At 54.0% G+C, this 16,338-nt stretch carries 12 protein-coding genes; 7 read left to right on the top strand and 5 right to left on the bottom strand.

Annotation, left to right across the window (positions count from 1 at the left end; translation table 11 throughout):
• Window positions 1-25: 25 nt before the first annotated feature.
• The gene (locus tag PEL01S_RS01680) at window positions 26-436 is read left to right on the top strand and encodes a hypothetical protein (protein ID WP_239551569.1); all 411 of its coding nucleotides are present in this window, start codon (window positions 26-28) and stop codon (window positions 434-436) included.
• Between the two features lie 14 nt (window positions 437-450).
• Window positions 451-2,964, top strand: coding sequence for an SEL1-like repeat protein (locus PEL01S_RS01675; protein ID WP_127459023.1), 2,514 nt, complete (start codon window positions 451-453; stop codon window positions 2,962-2,964).
• 271 nt (window positions 2,965-3,235) lie between these two features.
• On the opposite strand, the gene PEL01S_RS01670 is transcribed toward PEL01S_RS01675, so the two are convergent.
• Window positions 3,236-4,165 (bottom strand): AraC family transcriptional regulator, encoded by a 930-nt coding sequence (locus PEL01S_RS01670; RefSeq protein WP_127459022.1) that lies wholly within the window; start codon window positions 4,163-4,165, stop codon window positions 3,236-3,238.
• 107 nt (window positions 4,166-4,272) lie between these two features.
• On the opposite strand from PEL01S_RS01670, the gene PEL01S_RS01665 reads away from it, so the two are divergent.
• Window positions 4,273-5,130: a hypothetical protein gene (locus PEL01S_RS01665; RefSeq protein ID WP_063186592.1), complete on the top strand. Its 858-nt coding sequence runs from the start codon at window positions 4,273-4,275 to the stop codon at window positions 5,128-5,130.
• A gap of 283 nt (window positions 5,131-5,413) precedes the next feature.
• Here PEL01S_RS01665 and PEL01S_RS01660 read toward each other — a convergent pair whose 3' ends face one another.
• On the bottom strand, window positions 5,414-7,645 hold the full coding sequence (locus tag PEL01S_RS01660; RefSeq protein ID WP_127459021.1) for a helix-turn-helix domain-containing protein: 2,232 nt from the start codon (window positions 7,643-7,645) through the stop codon (window positions 5,414-5,416).
• Between the two features lie 260 nt (window positions 7,646-7,905).
• On the opposite strand from PEL01S_RS01660, the gene PEL01S_RS01655 reads away from it, so the two are divergent.
• The 4 genes from PEL01S_RS01655 to PEL01S_RS01640 all read left to right on the top strand — a co-directional run bounded on the left by PEL01S_RS01655 (window position 7,906) and on the right by PEL01S_RS01640 (window position 12,772).
• The gene (locus tag PEL01S_RS01655; RefSeq protein WP_082867185.1) at window positions 7,906-8,895 is read left to right on the top strand and encodes an ABC transporter permease; all 990 of its coding nucleotides are present in this window, start codon (window positions 7,906-7,908) and stop codon (window positions 8,893-8,895) included.
• A 48-nt stretch (window positions 8,896-8,943) separates the two neighbouring features.
• The gene (locus PEL01S_RS01650) at window positions 8,944-9,828 is read left to right on the top strand and encodes a carbohydrate ABC transporter permease (RefSeq protein WP_010497303.1); all 885 of its coding nucleotides are present in this window, start codon (window positions 8,944-8,946) and stop codon (window positions 9,826-9,828) included.
• 64 nt (window positions 9,829-9,892) lie between these two features.
• Window positions 9,893-11,461, top strand: coding sequence for an extracellular solute-binding protein (locus tag PEL01S_RS01645; protein ID WP_127459020.1), 1,569 nt, complete (start codon window positions 9,893-9,895; stop codon window positions 11,459-11,461).
• Between the two features lie 51 nt (window positions 11,462-11,512).
• A complete protein-coding gene (locus PEL01S_RS01640) occupies window positions 11,513-12,772 on the top strand; it encodes a Gfo/Idh/MocA family protein (RefSeq protein ID WP_127459019.1) in 1,260 nt (419 codons plus the stop codon).
• Window positions 12,773-12,839: 67 nt separating this feature from the next.
• Here the strand turns inward: PEL01S_RS01640 and PEL01S_RS01635 are convergent, their stop codons facing one another.
• The 3 genes from PEL01S_RS01635 to PEL01S_RS01625 form a co-directional block, all read right to left on the bottom strand.
• Entirely contained in the window at window positions 12,840-13,037 is a 198-nt protein-coding gene (locus PEL01S_RS01635) for a hypothetical protein (protein WP_127459018.1), read from the bottom strand.
• Between the two features lie 914 nt (window positions 13,038-13,951).
• Window positions 13,952-14,773, bottom strand: coding sequence for a WYL domain-containing protein (locus PEL01S_RS01630; RefSeq protein WP_127459017.1), 822 nt, complete (start codon window positions 14,771-14,773; stop codon window positions 13,952-13,954).
• On the bottom strand, window positions 14,760-16,076 hold the full coding sequence (locus PEL01S_RS01625) for a helix-turn-helix transcriptional regulator (RefSeq protein ID WP_127459016.1): 1,317 nt from the start codon (window positions 16,074-16,076) through the stop codon (window positions 14,760-14,762). The genes PEL01S_RS01630 and PEL01S_RS01625 overlap by 14 nt, the downstream gene beginning before the upstream one ends.
• Between the last annotated feature and the right edge of the window lie 262 nt (window positions 16,077-16,338).

Here is a 16,338-nt window from a genome sequence, read left to right as displayed (position 1 = left end):
GGTAACTACAGAAGCTTGACTTCGTATGGATTTGGGGAGAACGATGACGAAAAAGATCGAAACGGTAGTAACCAAGCAGAGAAAGACCTTTAAAGATTATGTGCATCTGACCATTACGGAAGGACCGCAGGTCTATATCCTGAATGTCATTAAAGGCCGGCTGTATCCCAATAAAAAGACGATGAATCCGACCTACGAGCCGCATCCCGCCAAGCAGGAAGCCGTCGATCGGCTGAACGCATTAGCTGACGAGCTGAGAGCTAAAGGCTGGCCACGGATTTCGCGGAAATATTGGCTGCCGGCTTGCCGACGATCTACCATGTGGAAGATACGATCGAGAATTACCGGATCATTGAGCCGGTCATTTCGGAACGCTACCGTGTCTGGAAGCGCGACAAACATACATAAACAAAGGCTGTCCACTGCGGCGGCCTAAGAAGGAGAACAGCGATGTCGCACAGAGTCTATTTATATAATGTCAGCGTCCCTTCCGAAGGGCGGGATGACGATACGATGATGATGGAATGGGGCTATGAGATGCCCCTATTGTTACAGCCTCTCTTGGTTGAGGGAGGGTTTATCGACGGTAATAATTATAACAACCATACGGAGCCGGATAATGCGGGACTGTATTATAATGCCCGGGCGGGAATCGAAAACCTGAAGCGGTTTTACGAGTTCCTGGAGAAGCAGGGAGGGCTGATTGCCGACAAAGCAGCCTTTGCCACAGCCAAAACGAAGCTTACGAGCTATCTCGAAAAATTAGACCTCCCGTATTTCCATCTGGATGCGTGGGACGTGTTCAATATGGACGATATTCCCCATGCCGAGCAGGCGGAAACATGGCGGGCGAATATTGCCCACAACAACGAGATCATCACCAAGGCAATGGACAACGAAGATGTCTCGCTGCTGCGCTATTCCGAATTCATGGATGTTAGCCCCGGCTTTACTTCGTTCGAAGAGCTGCTCAATTACCCGAATTACGAATACGGCTGGGCGTCGATTTGGCAGCCTTATGAAGACGAGACGGATGTGGAGATTTTTGAGGAAAACGGCTTGTGGGGCCTGAAAGACAAGGCCGGCAGCATCCTGCTCAGCCCGCAGTTTGACGAATTTTACGATTTCAGCTGCGAAGATCTTGCCGTGGTCTCCCGGGCAGGCAAATTCGGCTATGTACATAAGTCTGGGAAAATCGTCATCCCGCTCGTATGGGACGATGCTTTCGATTTTGAATACGGCACAGTTTCCGCCATTGTCAAACGGGACGATAAATTCGGTCTCATCAATCTCGAAGGCCGGACGGTGGCGCCAACCGAATACGAGAGCTTGGAAGCGCTGGCCGGCATTTATTTTACTGGAAAAAAAGACGGCGGCTGGGGCGTGCTGGACCAATCCGGCTCCGTCATCGTGCCCTTCGAGCATGAAGAGGCCTTCCAGTTCGGCGGGGAGTATTACCATACGGCAGTGAAAGGGCGAAAAAGCCGTAAAATCTTCAACGAATCTTGGAGCTATATCGGGGACTTTCCATTAACTGCGGTGGAGCCGATCGGCGAGGGGCTTATTCTGATCAAGCCGCACAAGGACGCCAGTCACCACACCTTGTACAAAAAAGACGGCACGGTCTGCGTATCGGGCTTCGATAAGCTGAACCGCCAAACCCATTTCCCGAATCTGCTCATTCTGCGCAAAGGCAAAAAGCACGGCGCTTTCGGAAAGCAACAGGAAAGCCTGCTGCTGCCTTATGAATACGATGCGCTGATCGATCTGCAAGCCGTCGTGGATTCCATGTCGAGCAATCTGGTTCTGGCGCAAAAGGACGGGCAAAAAGGCATTTTTAACGGGGACCCGGACGAGCCTTCGTGGCTATTTCCTTTGGACGATTACGAGGACATCATGTGGCTGTATGAGGGTGCCTTCGCGTTGAAGCGCAACGGGTTATGGAGCATTGCCTATTCGCCCGAAAAGCGGCTGAGCGACTATGAATTCGATCTTGTAGTGCGAAAAGCGCCGGTGAACGGTTTTGCGTATGCCTTCAAAGGTCCCCAAGTTTATGCGGCAGGGTACTACGGAATGTCGAGGGCCGATAAAGCCGAAGTGCTGGAGGATGCTTCGGACAAATATTACGACTATTATTTTGACACCGACGTACGTAAGCGACTGCTGGCTTACGCCAAAACGAACAGCCCCGATTCCGGCGGCGTAGACGAGTATACATCCGTAGAAGTTTTGTACAGCCTGGCCGTGCTGGCTAATGACTCGGGCGATTATGACAAAGCGATCGAATACGATACGCTTGCGGCCGAGAAAGGCTACGCCCCTTCGATGAACAACCTTGGGCAAATGTATTACGCGGAGGATGGCTATATCGATAATGATAAAGCCTTTTACTGGTACGAGAAGGGGGCAGCGGCAGGTAATCTCTATGCGATGAACGGTCTGGGCTGCTGTTACCAGCACGGCATTGGGACGGACCCCGATGCGGACAAGGCGCTGTATTGGTTTGGCCAAGCCGCAGAGCAGGGTCTCGGGCTGGCCCAAAACAATCTGGGCTCCGTCTATTTTGAGGGAGAACTGGTGCCGCAGAATTTGGATAAGGCGCTCTGGCACTACGAACAAGGCGAAGCTTTGGGTTCGCCGAACTTTGGGTGGCTTGGTTACTTGTACGATTATCAAGGGAACTACGAAAAGGCGCTGCATTATTACCTTCGGGATTACGAAGCCGGCAGCAGTGTGGGGGCCTATAACTTGGGAATCGTATACAGTCAAGGCTTGGGTGTAGCCAAAGATCCCGCCGCGGCCATCGCTTATTTTAACGCTGCTTTAGAAAGAGATTATCCGCATGCCCATATCGAGCTGGCTCGAATCTACCGAAACGAAAAGGAATTCGCGGATGAGAGCTTGGCGAAGTATCATCTTGAACAGGCCGAGAGGGCCGGATTGGATATCCCGGACGACATCTGACATGAATTGAGCGGCGCTGAAAAGAAAATGTGACTTCAATCATAATGTTGCCAAAAATATCAATCATAATGTTGCCGTAAGTTTTTCTTGTTTTTTTGTTCAGCCCTGTATTCCTTATACCTTGCAACAACCATATTCCCAAGATCAATGGGAATTCTACGCAATTCCAATCTGTTACAAGGATATGGAAGCGAGCGAGCCAAATACGTTCTCGTTGCAGCACTGAACGAAGGTGACTTTGGAGAGTATGCTCGCAAAGATGGTGCTTCGATCAGAAGCATATTCCGGATGCGCCGATAGGACGGCGCCAGCCGTTTATGCTTATCGGAATGTACAGCTCCACCTCGCAATAGTTATCCGAGGCCAACTCCATATCGATTTGCTCGAAAAAGAACGTATCCGCGGTTTTGCGGTCCGGGTCATTCATCCAAGTTTCGTTAATGTAAGCCCAAATCTCCTCCAGATGATGATAAGTGAGATTCCGCGGATGGAACTGGCCGATAAATTTGAACACGGCATACTGGTGAGGGGCCACCTTCTCGCGGTCCCACCCTTCCGGCAGCCGGCTCGTTTCGTACATTTCGACGGAAGGCATGTAGCTATTGGAGTCCGGATCACCACTTGTCCACTTCGTAAACCCGATATACGTATCGGGGCGTACGGGGTTTCTCATTTCTTGCCGGCGCCGGTAGAAAAAATCGTTTCCGACCGCATTGGCCGTGTTATGGTTATAATTTTCCTCCGGAGAGAAGCGGTGGCGGACGCCGGCCAGGGTAAATGCCGTTTTTACCGCATATTGCGGCTTGAAAATAATGCCCTCGTCGAGCGCTTTCATTTGCGATACGTCGATAGGGGGCGCGATTCGAAGGGTATAGCTGCCTTTTTTGAATTTGTAGGGGGTTACGCCATATTCGCTCGTGAAGGCATTGATGTACGACTGTTCGAACTCAAAACCGAATTCCAAGGCGATATCCAGGATCGTCATGTCTTTATGCAGCAGCAGGTCGAGGCTGGAAGCCAGCTTTCGGGCGCGGACATAGTCCATCAGGGGCCGTTCCGCCGCCGCGCTCATGATCCGGTGCAAGTGGTATTTGGAAAGGCCGACTTCGGCAGCGATTTCGTCCAGCGTCAGTTTCCGGCGTACGTTATGTTCGATAAAGTCGGCTGCAGTTCGTATGTTGTCCATCCATTTGTTCTTCACGGGCGTGCGGGCCTCCTCGTTTTGAGCAAGATTGATTCATTTTTGGCGGCATCCAGTTAGTACAATAATAGCGTAAATGAAAAAGATTAAGGTTGGAGTGGTGATCCATGAATTTACGCGAGCTAGCCGAACGCATTGCATCCGGGTCATTAAAGGAAACGTTGATGAACGATTTTCCCGCAGAGGCGGTTGCGCGTTTACAAGAGATGGGCGTCGATTCGATCGAGCAGCAGCTGGAGCAAGTCATTCAAATTCCGCTTGATTTGTCGGGCCCGACCAGCTATGAACTGTATCAGCTCTTTTACATGGTGTCCTGGCAGCAGCTATGTGCCAAGCTGAAGCTTCCGGCCGAAGCCAAAGTGTTCGAAATCGCCGCCGGCGATACCGTTCATATTCCGAAGGCGCTCGATGCTTATTCCGAAAGCGCGAGCTATGTTACGGCCAATCTGAATAAGGCGCTGACGAAGCGGTTTATTGACAAAACGGCTGGATTGAACATCGGCATCCGGATTATTGAAGACGATGGAGTCCGGATTTTGGACTATGTGCCAGAAGGTACGGTGGATGTCGTCGCTTTTCACCATGCGGTCAACGATATCGTACAGACGATCCTGTCGGGCATAGAAGGCATCGATACGGTTGGCAGCGACTGGTGGTCGATCGAGCCGCAGATGCTGCAGGCCGTTATGGCATACCATGAACGCGGCGAATTAAAAGCGGCCGTCTACGGCGATTTCATCCGCATTGTCGAGACGTGCGCCAAGCTGCTGAAGCCGGGCGGGTACATGATTTTCGATAATTGCACCTTCGAGGGCTACGAGGACATCGGGTATTCCACCTCGTTCCACAGCGCCTACATCGAGCTGACGCGCCAGTGGATTCAAGAAGCCGATCTGGGCCTTGCGGAAATCCGCTTGGATGGCTATGACAGCGCGCATTGGTGGCTCATCCTGCGCAAAGCTTAGCCGCGTCTTACACTGGATATCGAACGTCCCGGATAACCTGCCGGCTTGCATCTCCTTCACGATGCGACCGGCTTCTTCCGGTTCGTCGGTAATGATGCCGTGCTCGTTCTATCCCCGTCGAATCCATAACTGCCCCATAAAAAATCAAGCATATGGTTGCCAAACTGAAAATCAAGCATAAGCTTGCCTAAGCGGCAATATTATGGTTGATTTCACAGAAAACATGAATCCGACCGCTTTCGCGGGCGCCATTGCCCGGAAGGCGGCCGGACCCCCGGCTCGCCTACATCTGCGTCCCTGACCGCCGGTACTCGCTCGGCGTAACGCCGGTAATCTTCTTGAACATCCGGTTGAACGAGTTCATGTTCTGATAGCCAACCTGCCCGGCGACATCCTGAATGCGCAGATCGGTCTGCCGCAGCAGCTCTTTCGCCTTGCCGATGCGCACGTCGTTGACGAAATCGAGGAAGTTGATCCCCGTTTTTTCTTTAAAGTAAGTGGATAAGTAGCCTCCCGTAATGTTGAGCCAAGAGGCGACGAGATCCAGCGTAATATCTTCCGTATATCGCTCCGTCACATAAGCGGTCGCTCCGGTAATAATCGGATCGGCGGCTTCTTTTTTATTGTTGACGCGCCGACAGGCTTCGCTGATCATCGCTTCGAAATAACGGTTCAGCTTGGAGACGGTATGGAGCTGCTCCGGCTCATGGTCCGTTAAATTTCCGCTGTCCAGCCCCATGCCATGCAGCAGCCGGGTCGTTTTGTGCGTGATTTCGCGGGCAAACTCGCGGTAGGCGAGCGCGCCGGCCTTCCTTTTCTCCATCTGCGCCATGAGGCGCCGCAATGTCTGCAGCACGTTCGCGGCGTTCCCCGCCTGCAAATTCGCTTTAATCTCCTGCATCGTCGCATCGGGCACAACGAACGGCTCTTGCGGGACGTTCTGTGCTTCGAGCACGACCGTCTCGTCGTCGAACGGCCGGTGCCGGATTATCTCCAGCGCCTCTTCGTAGGCGTCGGTCAGGCTTGCAGTATGCGCATGCAGCGGACTGACGGCAATGGTGAGGAAACAGTAGGCTTTGTCCGTGCTCAGCACGCCGACGATATCATCCAGCGTCGTACGCAAGCGGTCTTCCTCTCCCGGCTCCGGATGCATGATCGATAAAATCTGATTTCGCTCGATTTGGAACGTGAGCGACCCTTCCAGATCCTTCGTGACGACATGGTTGATATATTCGCGAATATACGACGCGGCGCGTTCCTCTTCCGCTTGAATCTCCGTGTGAAACGGGTGATTGAACGAGAGATGGAACAGAACGACCCGGAACGGCTTTTGCTCGCTTAGCTGCTCCATACCGGCGACAGGCAGCCCGCGGATTTTTTTCAGCTTGTTCATATAGCTGTGATAGCGCAGCAGCGCATGCTTCTCCTCCAGATCCTGATGCCGCAAATGCCGCTGCTGGAGCAAAAAGCCGATATTGCCGCGGATGAGCTCGAATTCGTTGTCGTGCCGGGGTACGGTGTCCTGCTCGTTCAAGCTTTTGATCGAGTCGACAATGCGCTGGACCGGATTGTTGAACCGGACAGTGAACAAGACGGATATCGTGACGCTGGCCGCGATCGCGACGAGCAGGACGGCGACGAAGGTCAGATTCAGCTTGATCAATTGGGACGAAATATGGCCGTCCGGCACGAGATTCACATAGGTGAATCCGGTTTTCGGTCCGGTGGTGTAGAAGAAGTACTGGTTATCCGCCTTCACCCAATCTTGTCCCGGAGGCAGAGCGGGCAGGGGCTCATCGGCTGCGGAGCCCGAAGCGAACAGCAGACGGCCGCTTGCGTCCAATACGTAAAAGTTGTCGTTCACCGAGCGGTGGAACGCTTGAAACATGCGGTCCGCATCGACGAATGCCAGCATCATGAAATCCGGATAAAACCGGCTTTTGACCAGCATGGGCCAGACCGGACCGGTTGAATCGCCCGGCGAGTCGTTTCGCAGGTAGGAAGCGGCCGGATAGATCGTCATCGGGCTGGCTTGCTCGAATTGCTTTTTCCAGAACGAGTAAGTGTAAACGGGATTGACGTAATATTCGGTGAACATGGATTCGGGGCTCGCGCCTCGCGATTTCTCCAGCATCAGCGAATGCTTGACGTCATAGATGAACAAATTGTTCAAGTACAGCGCCCGATTGGATACGGTATTGCTGAGATAGTCCGTCACCTTGTTGGCCGCCACGTAATCGAGATACGGCTTGCTATTCAACTCCTGCAGCCGGGGGTTCAGGTACAAACTCAGCATCGTGTTCTCCAGCAGCTCAAAATGCTTCTCGTAATCGTTCGTCGTATTCGTCAAATTGACAGTATTGTATTTGATGATTTCATCGCGGAGGCTTTGCCGGAAAACTCCATAGGTCAGGAGCTCGAAGATGACCAGAAGCACGATCACCCCGAGAAAGCTGAGCAGCAGCTTAAAAAAGACGGAACGCGCTTTCATTTTGATGCGGAGGATGCTTGGCAAAGGCGGTTTACTCCCTTCGTGCAGTGGCTCGGATGCAAATATGTCTGTTTTTCGAATGCTTCACGGATTTACGGAAATCCCGAAAACTGTGATAAAACGGCAATAGCGACGGTTTTCGGAGACGAGTTCTCCCTATATTATAACATTACAGCCCCGGGATGGGGGCGGCCCTTAAGTCTCAAAATAGACTGGAAGCGGTTCCAAGATAAGGGGTGCGAACCTGCCGCAAGTCCCAATGAAACCGAGAAAGGAGTTTTCTTATGGAAACGGAATTCACAGCCAAGGCATCGCCCGATCCGGGCCCTTCCCGCATGATAGCGGAGTCCGTATCCGGCAGCTCGCGCCGGCAACTGCTGTTGACCCGGATGTGGAAAGAGCGTTACTTGTATCTGCTGCTGTTTCCGGGCCTGGTGTACTTTATCGTTTACAAGTACTTGCCCATGGCCGGTAATATGATGGCTTTTCAAGATTATAGCGCGTTTCAAGGCTTCTGGGATAGCGAGTGGGTCGGATTGAAGCACTTTGAGCGCATCTTCCAGGACAAGGAAGTTCTCCGGGTGCTCTGGAACACGCTGTACTTGTCCTTGCTGCAAATCGCCTTCGCCTTTCCGGTACCGATCGTGCTCGCCGTGATGCTCAACGAGGTGCGTCGCGAATGGTTCAAGCGCCTCATTCAATCGATCGTCTACCTGCCGCACTTCATTTCTTGGGTCGTCGTGATCGGCATGGTCACGGTGTTCCTCCAGTCCGAAGGCCTGGTGAACAAGCTGCTGCACGTATTGTTCGGTATCGGACCCGTTGCCTTCCTGCAAGAGCCGGGCTGGTTCATGCCTCTCGTCGTGCTCGAAGTGATCTGGAAGGAATCCGGCTGGGGCACGATCCTCTTCCTCGCAGCGCTGGCCGCCGTAGATCCGAGCCAGTACGAAGCGGCCGTCATCGACGGAGCCAATCGCTGGCGGCAAATCTGGCATATTACGCTGCCTGCGATTCGCAGCACGATTGTGATTTTGCTTATTTTGCGGCTCGGCAGCGTGCTCGATTCGGGCTTCGAACAGATTTTCCTGATGCTCAACCCGTTCAACAAATCGGTGGGCGACGTGCTCGACACGTATGTGTACGTCAAGGGTCTGACCGAATCCGACTACAGCTTCGCCACCGCGGTCGGTTTGTTCAAATCGCTCGTCGGCCTGCTGCTGATTATCGGGGCGAACCGTCTGGCAAAACGCTTCGGCGAAGAAGGCGTGTTCTAATCTTACCCGCGGCTGTGGCATAAAGCAAGATACGGAGGTGCAAACGCTATGATTCGTAATCGCACATGGCAGGAAAAAGCGTTGGGGGCCGTCAACGGGGTGCTCCTGGTGATCATCGCCCTGCTGATGCTGTTCCCGTTCTACTATATGACTATCGTGTCGTTTACTTCCTATTCGGAGTACGTGAAGACCGAGCTGCTGCTCGTTCCGACAAGCTTTGTGCTCGATGCGTACGCTTATATTTTTCAATCGGATTCGTTCGTGCGTTCGCTTGGCGTGACTATCTTCGTCACCGTCGTGGGCACGTTCGTCAATCTGCTGCTGACCTCGATGATGGCGTACGCCTTGTCGCGCAACATTCTCGGCAAACGGGTGTTTCTGTTCCTTGTCCTGTTCACGTTCGTCTTCGGGGCGGGCATTATCCCGACGTATATGATCGTCAGCGCCACCGGCCTGATCAACTCGTACTGGGCGTTAATTCTTCCCGTCGCCATCAACTCGTACAACCTGATCGTCATGCGGCAGTTTTTTCTCAATATTCCGCACGAGCTGACGGAGTCGGCCCTGATCGACGGGGCCAACGACCTGCAAATTTACGCCCGTATCATTCTTCCGCTTTCCAAGCCGGCGCTGGCTGCCTTCGGGCTGTTCTCGGCCGTGGCTCATTGGAACACGTATTTCTCGGCACTGCTGTACTTGAACGATCCGGCCAAATGGACGGTGCAGGTTATGCTGCGTCAGATCGTGATTTTGAGCCAGGCGGGCAATATTTTGTCCGAAGGGGTGCAGGCGGCCCGGGGGCTGCAGGTTCCACCCGCGGAAACAATTGGCATGGCGGCGATTCTGGTGTCGACGATCCCGATTCTCGTGCTATATCCGTTTCTGCAAAAGCATTTTGCGAAAGGGGTGATGTTGGGCTCGGTCAAAGGCTAGGGGGTTGGCTATTCGGTTTGACTGATGTACCATAGCATTTACACCTTAAGGAGGATATGCATCCATGACAATGAAACGGTCTGTTTCCGTTCTGCTTTCGCTCGCCGTAGCGGGCAGTATGACAGCTTGCTCCGGAGGAGCGAATTCGGGTGCGGCGGACGCCGGCAAAGGCAGCGCGGACGCCAAAAATAAAAAGATAACGATCACCTGGTTTTCCGGCACGTGGGAAAATCCGGTGCCCGGGCCGGACAGCGAAGCGGTCAAAGCGATCAACGAGAAGTTCAACGTAGACTTCAAGCCGCAGTATGTCCCTTGGGACACGTATGATGAGAAGCTCAGCGTCACGATGGCTTCCGGCGATATTCCGGACGTCATTGGCATGGAGCTGGTGGATGCCAATTATATGAAATGGGCGAAGCAGGGTGCTTTTCTCCCGCTGAACGACTATCTCGTCAAATATAACTCGTTCAAGCCGGTGCCTTCCAACGTCTGGGATATGCTCAAGGTGAACGGCAAAGTGTATGCGGTTCCATACTTCTTCAACGCCAAGGGCGGCAAAAAGCCGGTCATCCGCAAAGATTGGCTCGATAAACTGGGACTGCCGATGCCGACGAATTACGAGGAGTTGAAAAAAGTCGCCATCGCGTTCGCCAAGCAGGACCCGGACGGCAACGGCAAGGACGACACGATCGGCCTCGGGTTGGCCAAAAACATTTACTACAGCCCTACGTTCAGCCCGTATTACGGCGCTTGGTACGAAAAGGACAAGAACGGACAGTACATCCCCGACATCGGCGAAGGCAGCAAGGAAGTCGTCAAGTTCCTGGCGGACCTGTACAAGGAAGGCGCGATCAAGAAAGACTGGGCGGTTACGAATTACAACGACGTGTTCAAGGCGTTTAACGCCGGAAAAGTCGGGATCTGGTACGAGGAGCCTGGCGGCAATCTGATCAACTACAAGACGCTGGCCGAGAACGCGCCGAATGCCGTGCTTGCGCCGCTGCCCGCCTTTAAAGCGCCGGACGGTACGCAAGGTATCCGCTCGCTGGCCGGGTACTACAAAATGTATCTGCTGAGCGCCAAGCTGAAGAACGATCCGGAGAAAGTGCAGCGCATTCTTGAAATCATGGACTATTTCCGTGAATTCACCCCGGCGGACCAGCGTAATGCGAAGAACGAAAAGTACGATTGGCTGAACGGTAAAGAAGGCAAAGGCTACAAAATGGAAGACGGCGTGCCGATTCCAGTTAAGGAAAACCGTTCTAACGTCGCGCCGAGCGCATACATCAACACCGAAGGCTGGGCGCCGAACGACCAAGACCTGGAAGTGTTCATCAAGGGCTCGAAGTCGCCGCTCGAAAAGCAGTTTAACGAATCGGTGGTCTCGTATCTCAAGACGTCGAAAATTTATCTCAGTCCCGTGATGGCCGTTCAATCGCCACTATATAACACGAAATGGACCGAGCTGTCCCAGTTCCTGAACGACGAGAAAACGAAAATGATCGTCGGCCAGCGGCCATTTTCCGATTGGGATAAGATGGTAGACGAATTTATGGCGAAGGGCGGCAAGGAAGTCGTCGACGAAGTGAACAAGCTGATCAAGGACAACAACGCCAAAGTTGGCTGGCAGTAAGGTTTAAGGCCGGCTGAAGAGTACGATATCCGGAAAAAGGAGCCCGAGAGCATGAAACCAATGACAGCCGTCTTGATCGGAGCCGGAGCAAGAGGGGCCGGTGGCTATGCGCGATACGCGCTTGATTGTCCGCATGAATTGAAGTTCGTTGCCGTTGCGGAGCCTAGCGCCGAGCGCCGGGATAAGTTCGCAGCCGAGCACGGTATTTCCCGGGAAAACTGCTTCGAGACGTGGGAGGAGCTGCTCAGCCGTCCACAGATGGCCGATATCGCCATGATCTGCACCCAGGACCGGATGCACTACGAACCGACGCTGCAGGCGTTGGATCTCAAATACCACGTGCTGCTCGAAAAGCCGATGTCCCCGGATCCGCGCGAATGCGTGGAGATGGAACAGAGGGCCTTGGCGAACAACCGGCTGCTGACGATCTGCCATGTGCTGCGCTACACGCCGTTCTGGGCCACGCTGAAAAAGATCATCGCGGAAGGCCGCATCGGCGAGGTCGTGTCGATTCAGTTGAACGAAAATGTCGGCTATTGGCACATCGCCCACAGCTTCGTCCGCGGCAATTGGAACAACTCGGACAAATCCAGTCCGATGATTCTTGCAAAATCTTGTCATGACATGGATGTGCTGTCATGGCTGATGGACCAGCCCTGCGTGAAGGTCAGCTCGTTCGGCTCGCTGATGCATTTTCATTCGGGGAACGCGCCGGCCGGATCGACGGAGTACTGTATCGACGGATGCGCGGTGGAGGCGGAATGTCCGTACTCCGCCCCCCGGTTCTACCTGGGCGAAGGCAAAGCCTGGGCGCGCCATTATACGGAGGAGCTGACGCGGGAGAACATCGTGAAGGGCCTGCGCGAGTCGCCGTACGGCCGCTGCGTCTACAAGTGCGACAACAACGTGGTCGATCATCAGGTCGTCAACATGGAATTCGCGAGCGGAGCTACGGCGATGTTCAGCATGAGCGGCTTCACGCGGGAGCAGGAGCGCCGCATCCAGATCATGGGCACGCGCGGCGAGCTTCGCGGGGAAGAGAGCACCATTACGCTGATGGATTTTCTGACGCACCAGAAGACGGAGATCGAGATTCCGCCGCAGGTGAGCGGCCATGGCGGCGGAGATAGCGGCATCGTGCGCAGCTTCCTGCACGAGGTGCGGAGCAATGCCGGCGGGGAAAGCCTGACCTCGGCCAGCGCTTCTGTGCGCAGCCATTTGATGGCTTTCGCGGCCGAGGAGTCCCGCTTGAACGGCGGCAAGGCCGTTCTCATCGACGATTACTATAAGCAGGTTATAGCGGCGACATAAGTCGTCGGTTTTACCGGGAGGCATGCGCTGAGCTCCCCGTCGCTTAAGGGCTGTTGCCAAAACAGTCTTAGGCGGTGGGGGGCTCTTGCGATTTTGCGATGCGGGCGTTGTCCGCCTTGAGCTCCGCCCGCTTCTGGTCGAGAAGCTGCTGTTCGATACGGGAGAGCTTGCGGGAGATCGTTTGCAGCCGGTAAACGACATAGATCGGAAAGGCCAGGAAAAGAATAGCGAACAAAATCGCATTAGGCCAATGAATTGCGTACATAAGGACACCTCCTTTTTTTTCGGTTCGTTTAGTTATGAGCGTTGCACGACTTGCCGTGATGCTGTTGAGCGGAGCTTTTGTTCCATTTCGCAATTGGCCGCTGTAGATATCGTTCGCAGGCAAGGTCGTTAAGGCGGCGGGCTTGGGATTCGGATTTGGTGTATGCGAATCCCTAGCTTGCGTTTGGCGCTGCGCTGCTGTATGCGGTTTGTTAAGCCCTGTGCGGCTTTGATTTCTCTTGGATGATGGGTCTTGGATGGCGGATCGCAGGGAGAGACTTCCGAAGATAGAGGAACTGACGTTCGCTATTTGACTGTTTTGCTCGTTACCGGGGGCGATAAAGGAACTTGGTGCCTTTATTCTGGCGAATGATTCAGGATTGGCCGGATTATGTTGTCGAGGCGGGATAATTGCGCACCTGAGTTCCTCTATTTTTCAGAATAGGGCTATTGGAAGTATCTTAACGCATCTGAGTTCCTCTATTGGTTTTGCGAAGGTCGCTACTGAGATAAGGATTGCCGCATGGAGTAGGTTTCCATCGGACGTAATCGAGCACTGTGAGTTGAAAGGCACTTCCAAGTGCACATTGAGTGTCACAGCGTGAAGTGTCATCGAGCGCCACATAGCAGCATTGTAGAGATGTTGTCATCGGGCATATAGAGTATCGTGGAGCGTATCAAAAGTATCCGTCTGGCGTCTAGCGCATCAATAGAGCCTGGAGCCATCCAGCATCATCGAGAGCTCCTCAGGCGTCATCCAACTCACCAGCGCTCTAGCGTCCTCCGGCCTCACAAGGATGTCCCTCGATTTCCCGACAGATCAATCCGACGCCCGACGCGTCATCCTAACAGTGGCGTCACTATGCTGCCGACCGGCTCGGGCCGAGGCCCGAGCAAGACCCGGTCTGCCGCCGTTTACGGTGCAACCTGCTGCTCCTCCGTTACCCCATACCGGCTCAGCGCCTTGGCTGCCGATTCTCGCATGCGCCGCTTGAGCTTGTCGCCTTCAACAACCCGAACCCGCTTGCCGAGAAAGCGCAGCTTGGACAAAATATATTCGCTCTCATCCCCGAGGAACGTCAGCCGAATTATGTAACGGTCCGCCGCGTCGTCGTACCCGACCTGCTTTTCGAAGCACGAGAAGGCGTACAGGATGCGGGACAGCTCGTTGTTATACTCGCGCACCACCTCGATGACCGTCGATTCCTTCCGGCCTTCCAGCATGCGGTTGATGTCCGCTTCGATAGCCGCAACCTCCTCCCCGGAAACCGGTTGCTCCGCAAGCTCCACAATATGCTGCAGCCTCGTATTCATCAACGCCCGATGCCGGAGATGATACCAGATCAAGTACCATTCCCGTTTGACCATCGAATATTCCAGCTTGAACGGAAAGCCCGGCTGCTCCTCGAACATCCGCCCGTCTCTGATCCGGTGGTTGATGAGTATACCGCTCTTCCTCGCCATGAGCCGCCGCAAGGGGCGCAAAAGCGGATGATAGACCTGCTGTTCCCGGCTTTTGGCTTTTTCCCCGAAGCCTTCCTTCATCTCCAACGCTGGGTCGCCTTCAAGCATGCTTTGCAGCTTCTCCAGCGTCTCGGGAGTAAAAGCTTGCTCCGACGCTGGATGCTCCAGCATCGCCTTAAGCCATGTCCGTTCGTGGGAGGTGACGGCGAGCGTACCCGTTTCGTGGAGGCGGGACATGACCTGGTAATTAAAAATTTTCTCAAACGGATTCATAATACGCTGCGATCTCCTTCCACTCTTCAATCAGCTCCCGGCGCAGATGCTCCGGTGCGAGCACTTCGCAACTGGAGCCAAAGCTGCGCAGCCAAGGCTTGATCTCGGTCGTCCCGTGCACCTTAATTTCATAGATAAAAGAAGCCTCGTCTTCTTCCGTAATTTGTCCCCACTGCCCTTGGAGCAGCACGCGCTCCTTGACAAAATTGGGCTGCGGAGCCTCCGGACTGAAAAACCGCACCCGCACCGTAAGCGGCCTTCCCGTATCGATAAGCCAACTGTAGCGGGTTTTCTCCTCCAATAGGTGCAGCTTCTCGTTGAACGTTTCTTCCGATACGGCCTCGTCTTCGTTCAGTTGAGTCAAGCCTTCCAAACGGAACTTCACGATCCCCTGCCGGCTTTCCGAGCCAAGCAAATACCACCGGCCGTATTGGTGATCGTAGATCACCTTGAGCGGCAGCATCACGACCTCTTTTCCCTCAGTTTCGCGTTCAAACAGCGGGTTCGTATTTTTCGAGGCGTAGCTTTTGCGCGTTCTGGGCGAGAAATAGAGGAAACGCACCTTCCGGCGCTGACGAATGGCTCCAAGCAGAGTGAACAAATGCGCTTCGTCCAGAATGCGCGAGTAATAATGGTACTTGTACAGAAAAGGCTCTCCGGTAACGTTTTCCGCCCCGCCCGCTTGCTGTAAAGCCTTCTTCACACTATCCCGCAAAAGATAGCCTTGAACGGACGGCACCTGCGTATTCGCCATAATGTCGACGTAATCGTAGAGATCGAGAAGCTCTTCGTAGGTCAGATCTTTGACGAGCCGGTCGTGAACGCGGTACCGGTATGGCCTTCCTCCGGGCTCTTTTACGATAACGCCGACTTCCTCCAAATATTTCAGGTCCGAGCGAATCGTTTTCTCGTCGGGCAGCGGAAGCTCCGCGGGAAGATCGCTGCAGCACGCATCGAGCAGCTCCATGACGGTCCGACCCTCATCCTGCATGACGGCGAGCAGCAGCGACAGTCGGTGGCTCTCCGATTCCTTGAGCGACTTGGCGCGGTATAAGAACAGCAGCATCGGGTCTGCGGACTCGTAATAGCTGAAGCGAAGCGTTTCGGCGAATTCTTTGCTCTGCTCCTGCGGGAGCTGCTGGTACACCGTGTTCACGATGTCCTTCAGCCGCCGGATCGTTTTATCGAAGGTATGTACGGAGATACCGAGCCGCTGCGCGAATTGCTGACGGCTGTAGGCGCCGCTGGTCAGCACCAGCATGCGCAAAAACTGGATTTCTTTATCGAAGCTTTCTCTGGCCATGGACAACCTCCGCTTTCGTAGCTGTTCCTTTTATTGTAACAGGGAAGGGAATTGGAGAAAAAGGAAAACTTTCTCTCTCGTCGTAATACTTTCGCCATGTTCGCGGGGCCGAAAATAAGCGATGATAGTACACGTAAGGCCGACGCCGAAAGGCAAAAGCCTTACGGCAAAAGATCACCGAGGCGCTTGGAAGGGTTACTTCGCCTCTTAAGCGACAGGTCGCCGGTTCGAGTCCGGCTTCCGCTATATGGCGGAATAGCTC

Origin of the sequence: Paenibacillus elgii NBRC 100335 (assembly GCF_004000865.1) — a bacterium.
Taxonomy (GTDB): domain Bacteria; phylum Bacillota; class Bacilli; order Paenibacillales; family NBRC-103111; genus Paenibacillus_G; species Paenibacillus_G elgii.
Note: the sequence above shows the minus strand (reverse complement) of the source record. Positions and strands in the feature narration are given on the sequence as shown.

Excerpts from the sequence above, each read along its gene's own strand:
- PEL01S_RS01680 (WP_239551569.1), top strand. The coding sequence starts at position 26 with ATGGATTTGGGGAGAACGATGACGAAAAAGATCGAAACGGTAGTAACC.
- PEL01S_RS01675 (WP_127459023.1), top strand. The coding sequence starts at position 451 with ATGTCGCACAGAGTCTATTTATATAATGTCAGCGTCCCTTCCGAAGGG.
- PEL01S_RS01665 (WP_063186592.1), top strand. The coding sequence starts at position 4,273 with ATGAATTTACGCGAGCTAGCCGAACGCATTGCATCCGGGTCATTAAAG.
- PEL01S_RS01655 (WP_082867185.1), top strand. The coding sequence starts at position 7,906 with ATGGAAACGGAATTCACAGCCAAGGCATCGCCCGATCCGGGCCCTTCC.
- PEL01S_RS01650 (WP_010497303.1), top strand. The coding sequence starts at position 8,944 with ATGATTCGTAATCGCACATGGCAGGAAAAAGCGTTGGGGGCCGTCAAC.
- PEL01S_RS01645 (WP_127459020.1), top strand. The coding sequence starts at position 9,893 with ATGACAATGAAACGGTCTGTTTCCGTTCTGCTTTCGCTCGCCGTAGCG.
- PEL01S_RS01640 (WP_127459019.1), top strand. The coding sequence starts at position 11,513 with ATGAAACCAATGACAGCCGTCTTGATCGGAGCCGGAGCAAGAGGGGCC.
- PEL01S_RS01635 (WP_127459018.1), bottom strand. The coding sequence starts at position 13,037 with ATGTACGCAATTCATTGGCCTAATGCGATTTTGTTCGCTATTCTTTTC.
- PEL01S_RS01630 (WP_127459017.1), bottom strand. The coding sequence starts at position 14,773 with ATGAATCCGTTTGAGAAAATTTTTAATTACCAGGTCATGTCCCGCCTC.
- PEL01S_RS01625 (WP_127459016.1), bottom strand. The coding sequence starts at position 16,076 with ATGGCCAGAGAAAGCTTCGATAAAGAAATCCAGTTTTTGCGCATGCTG.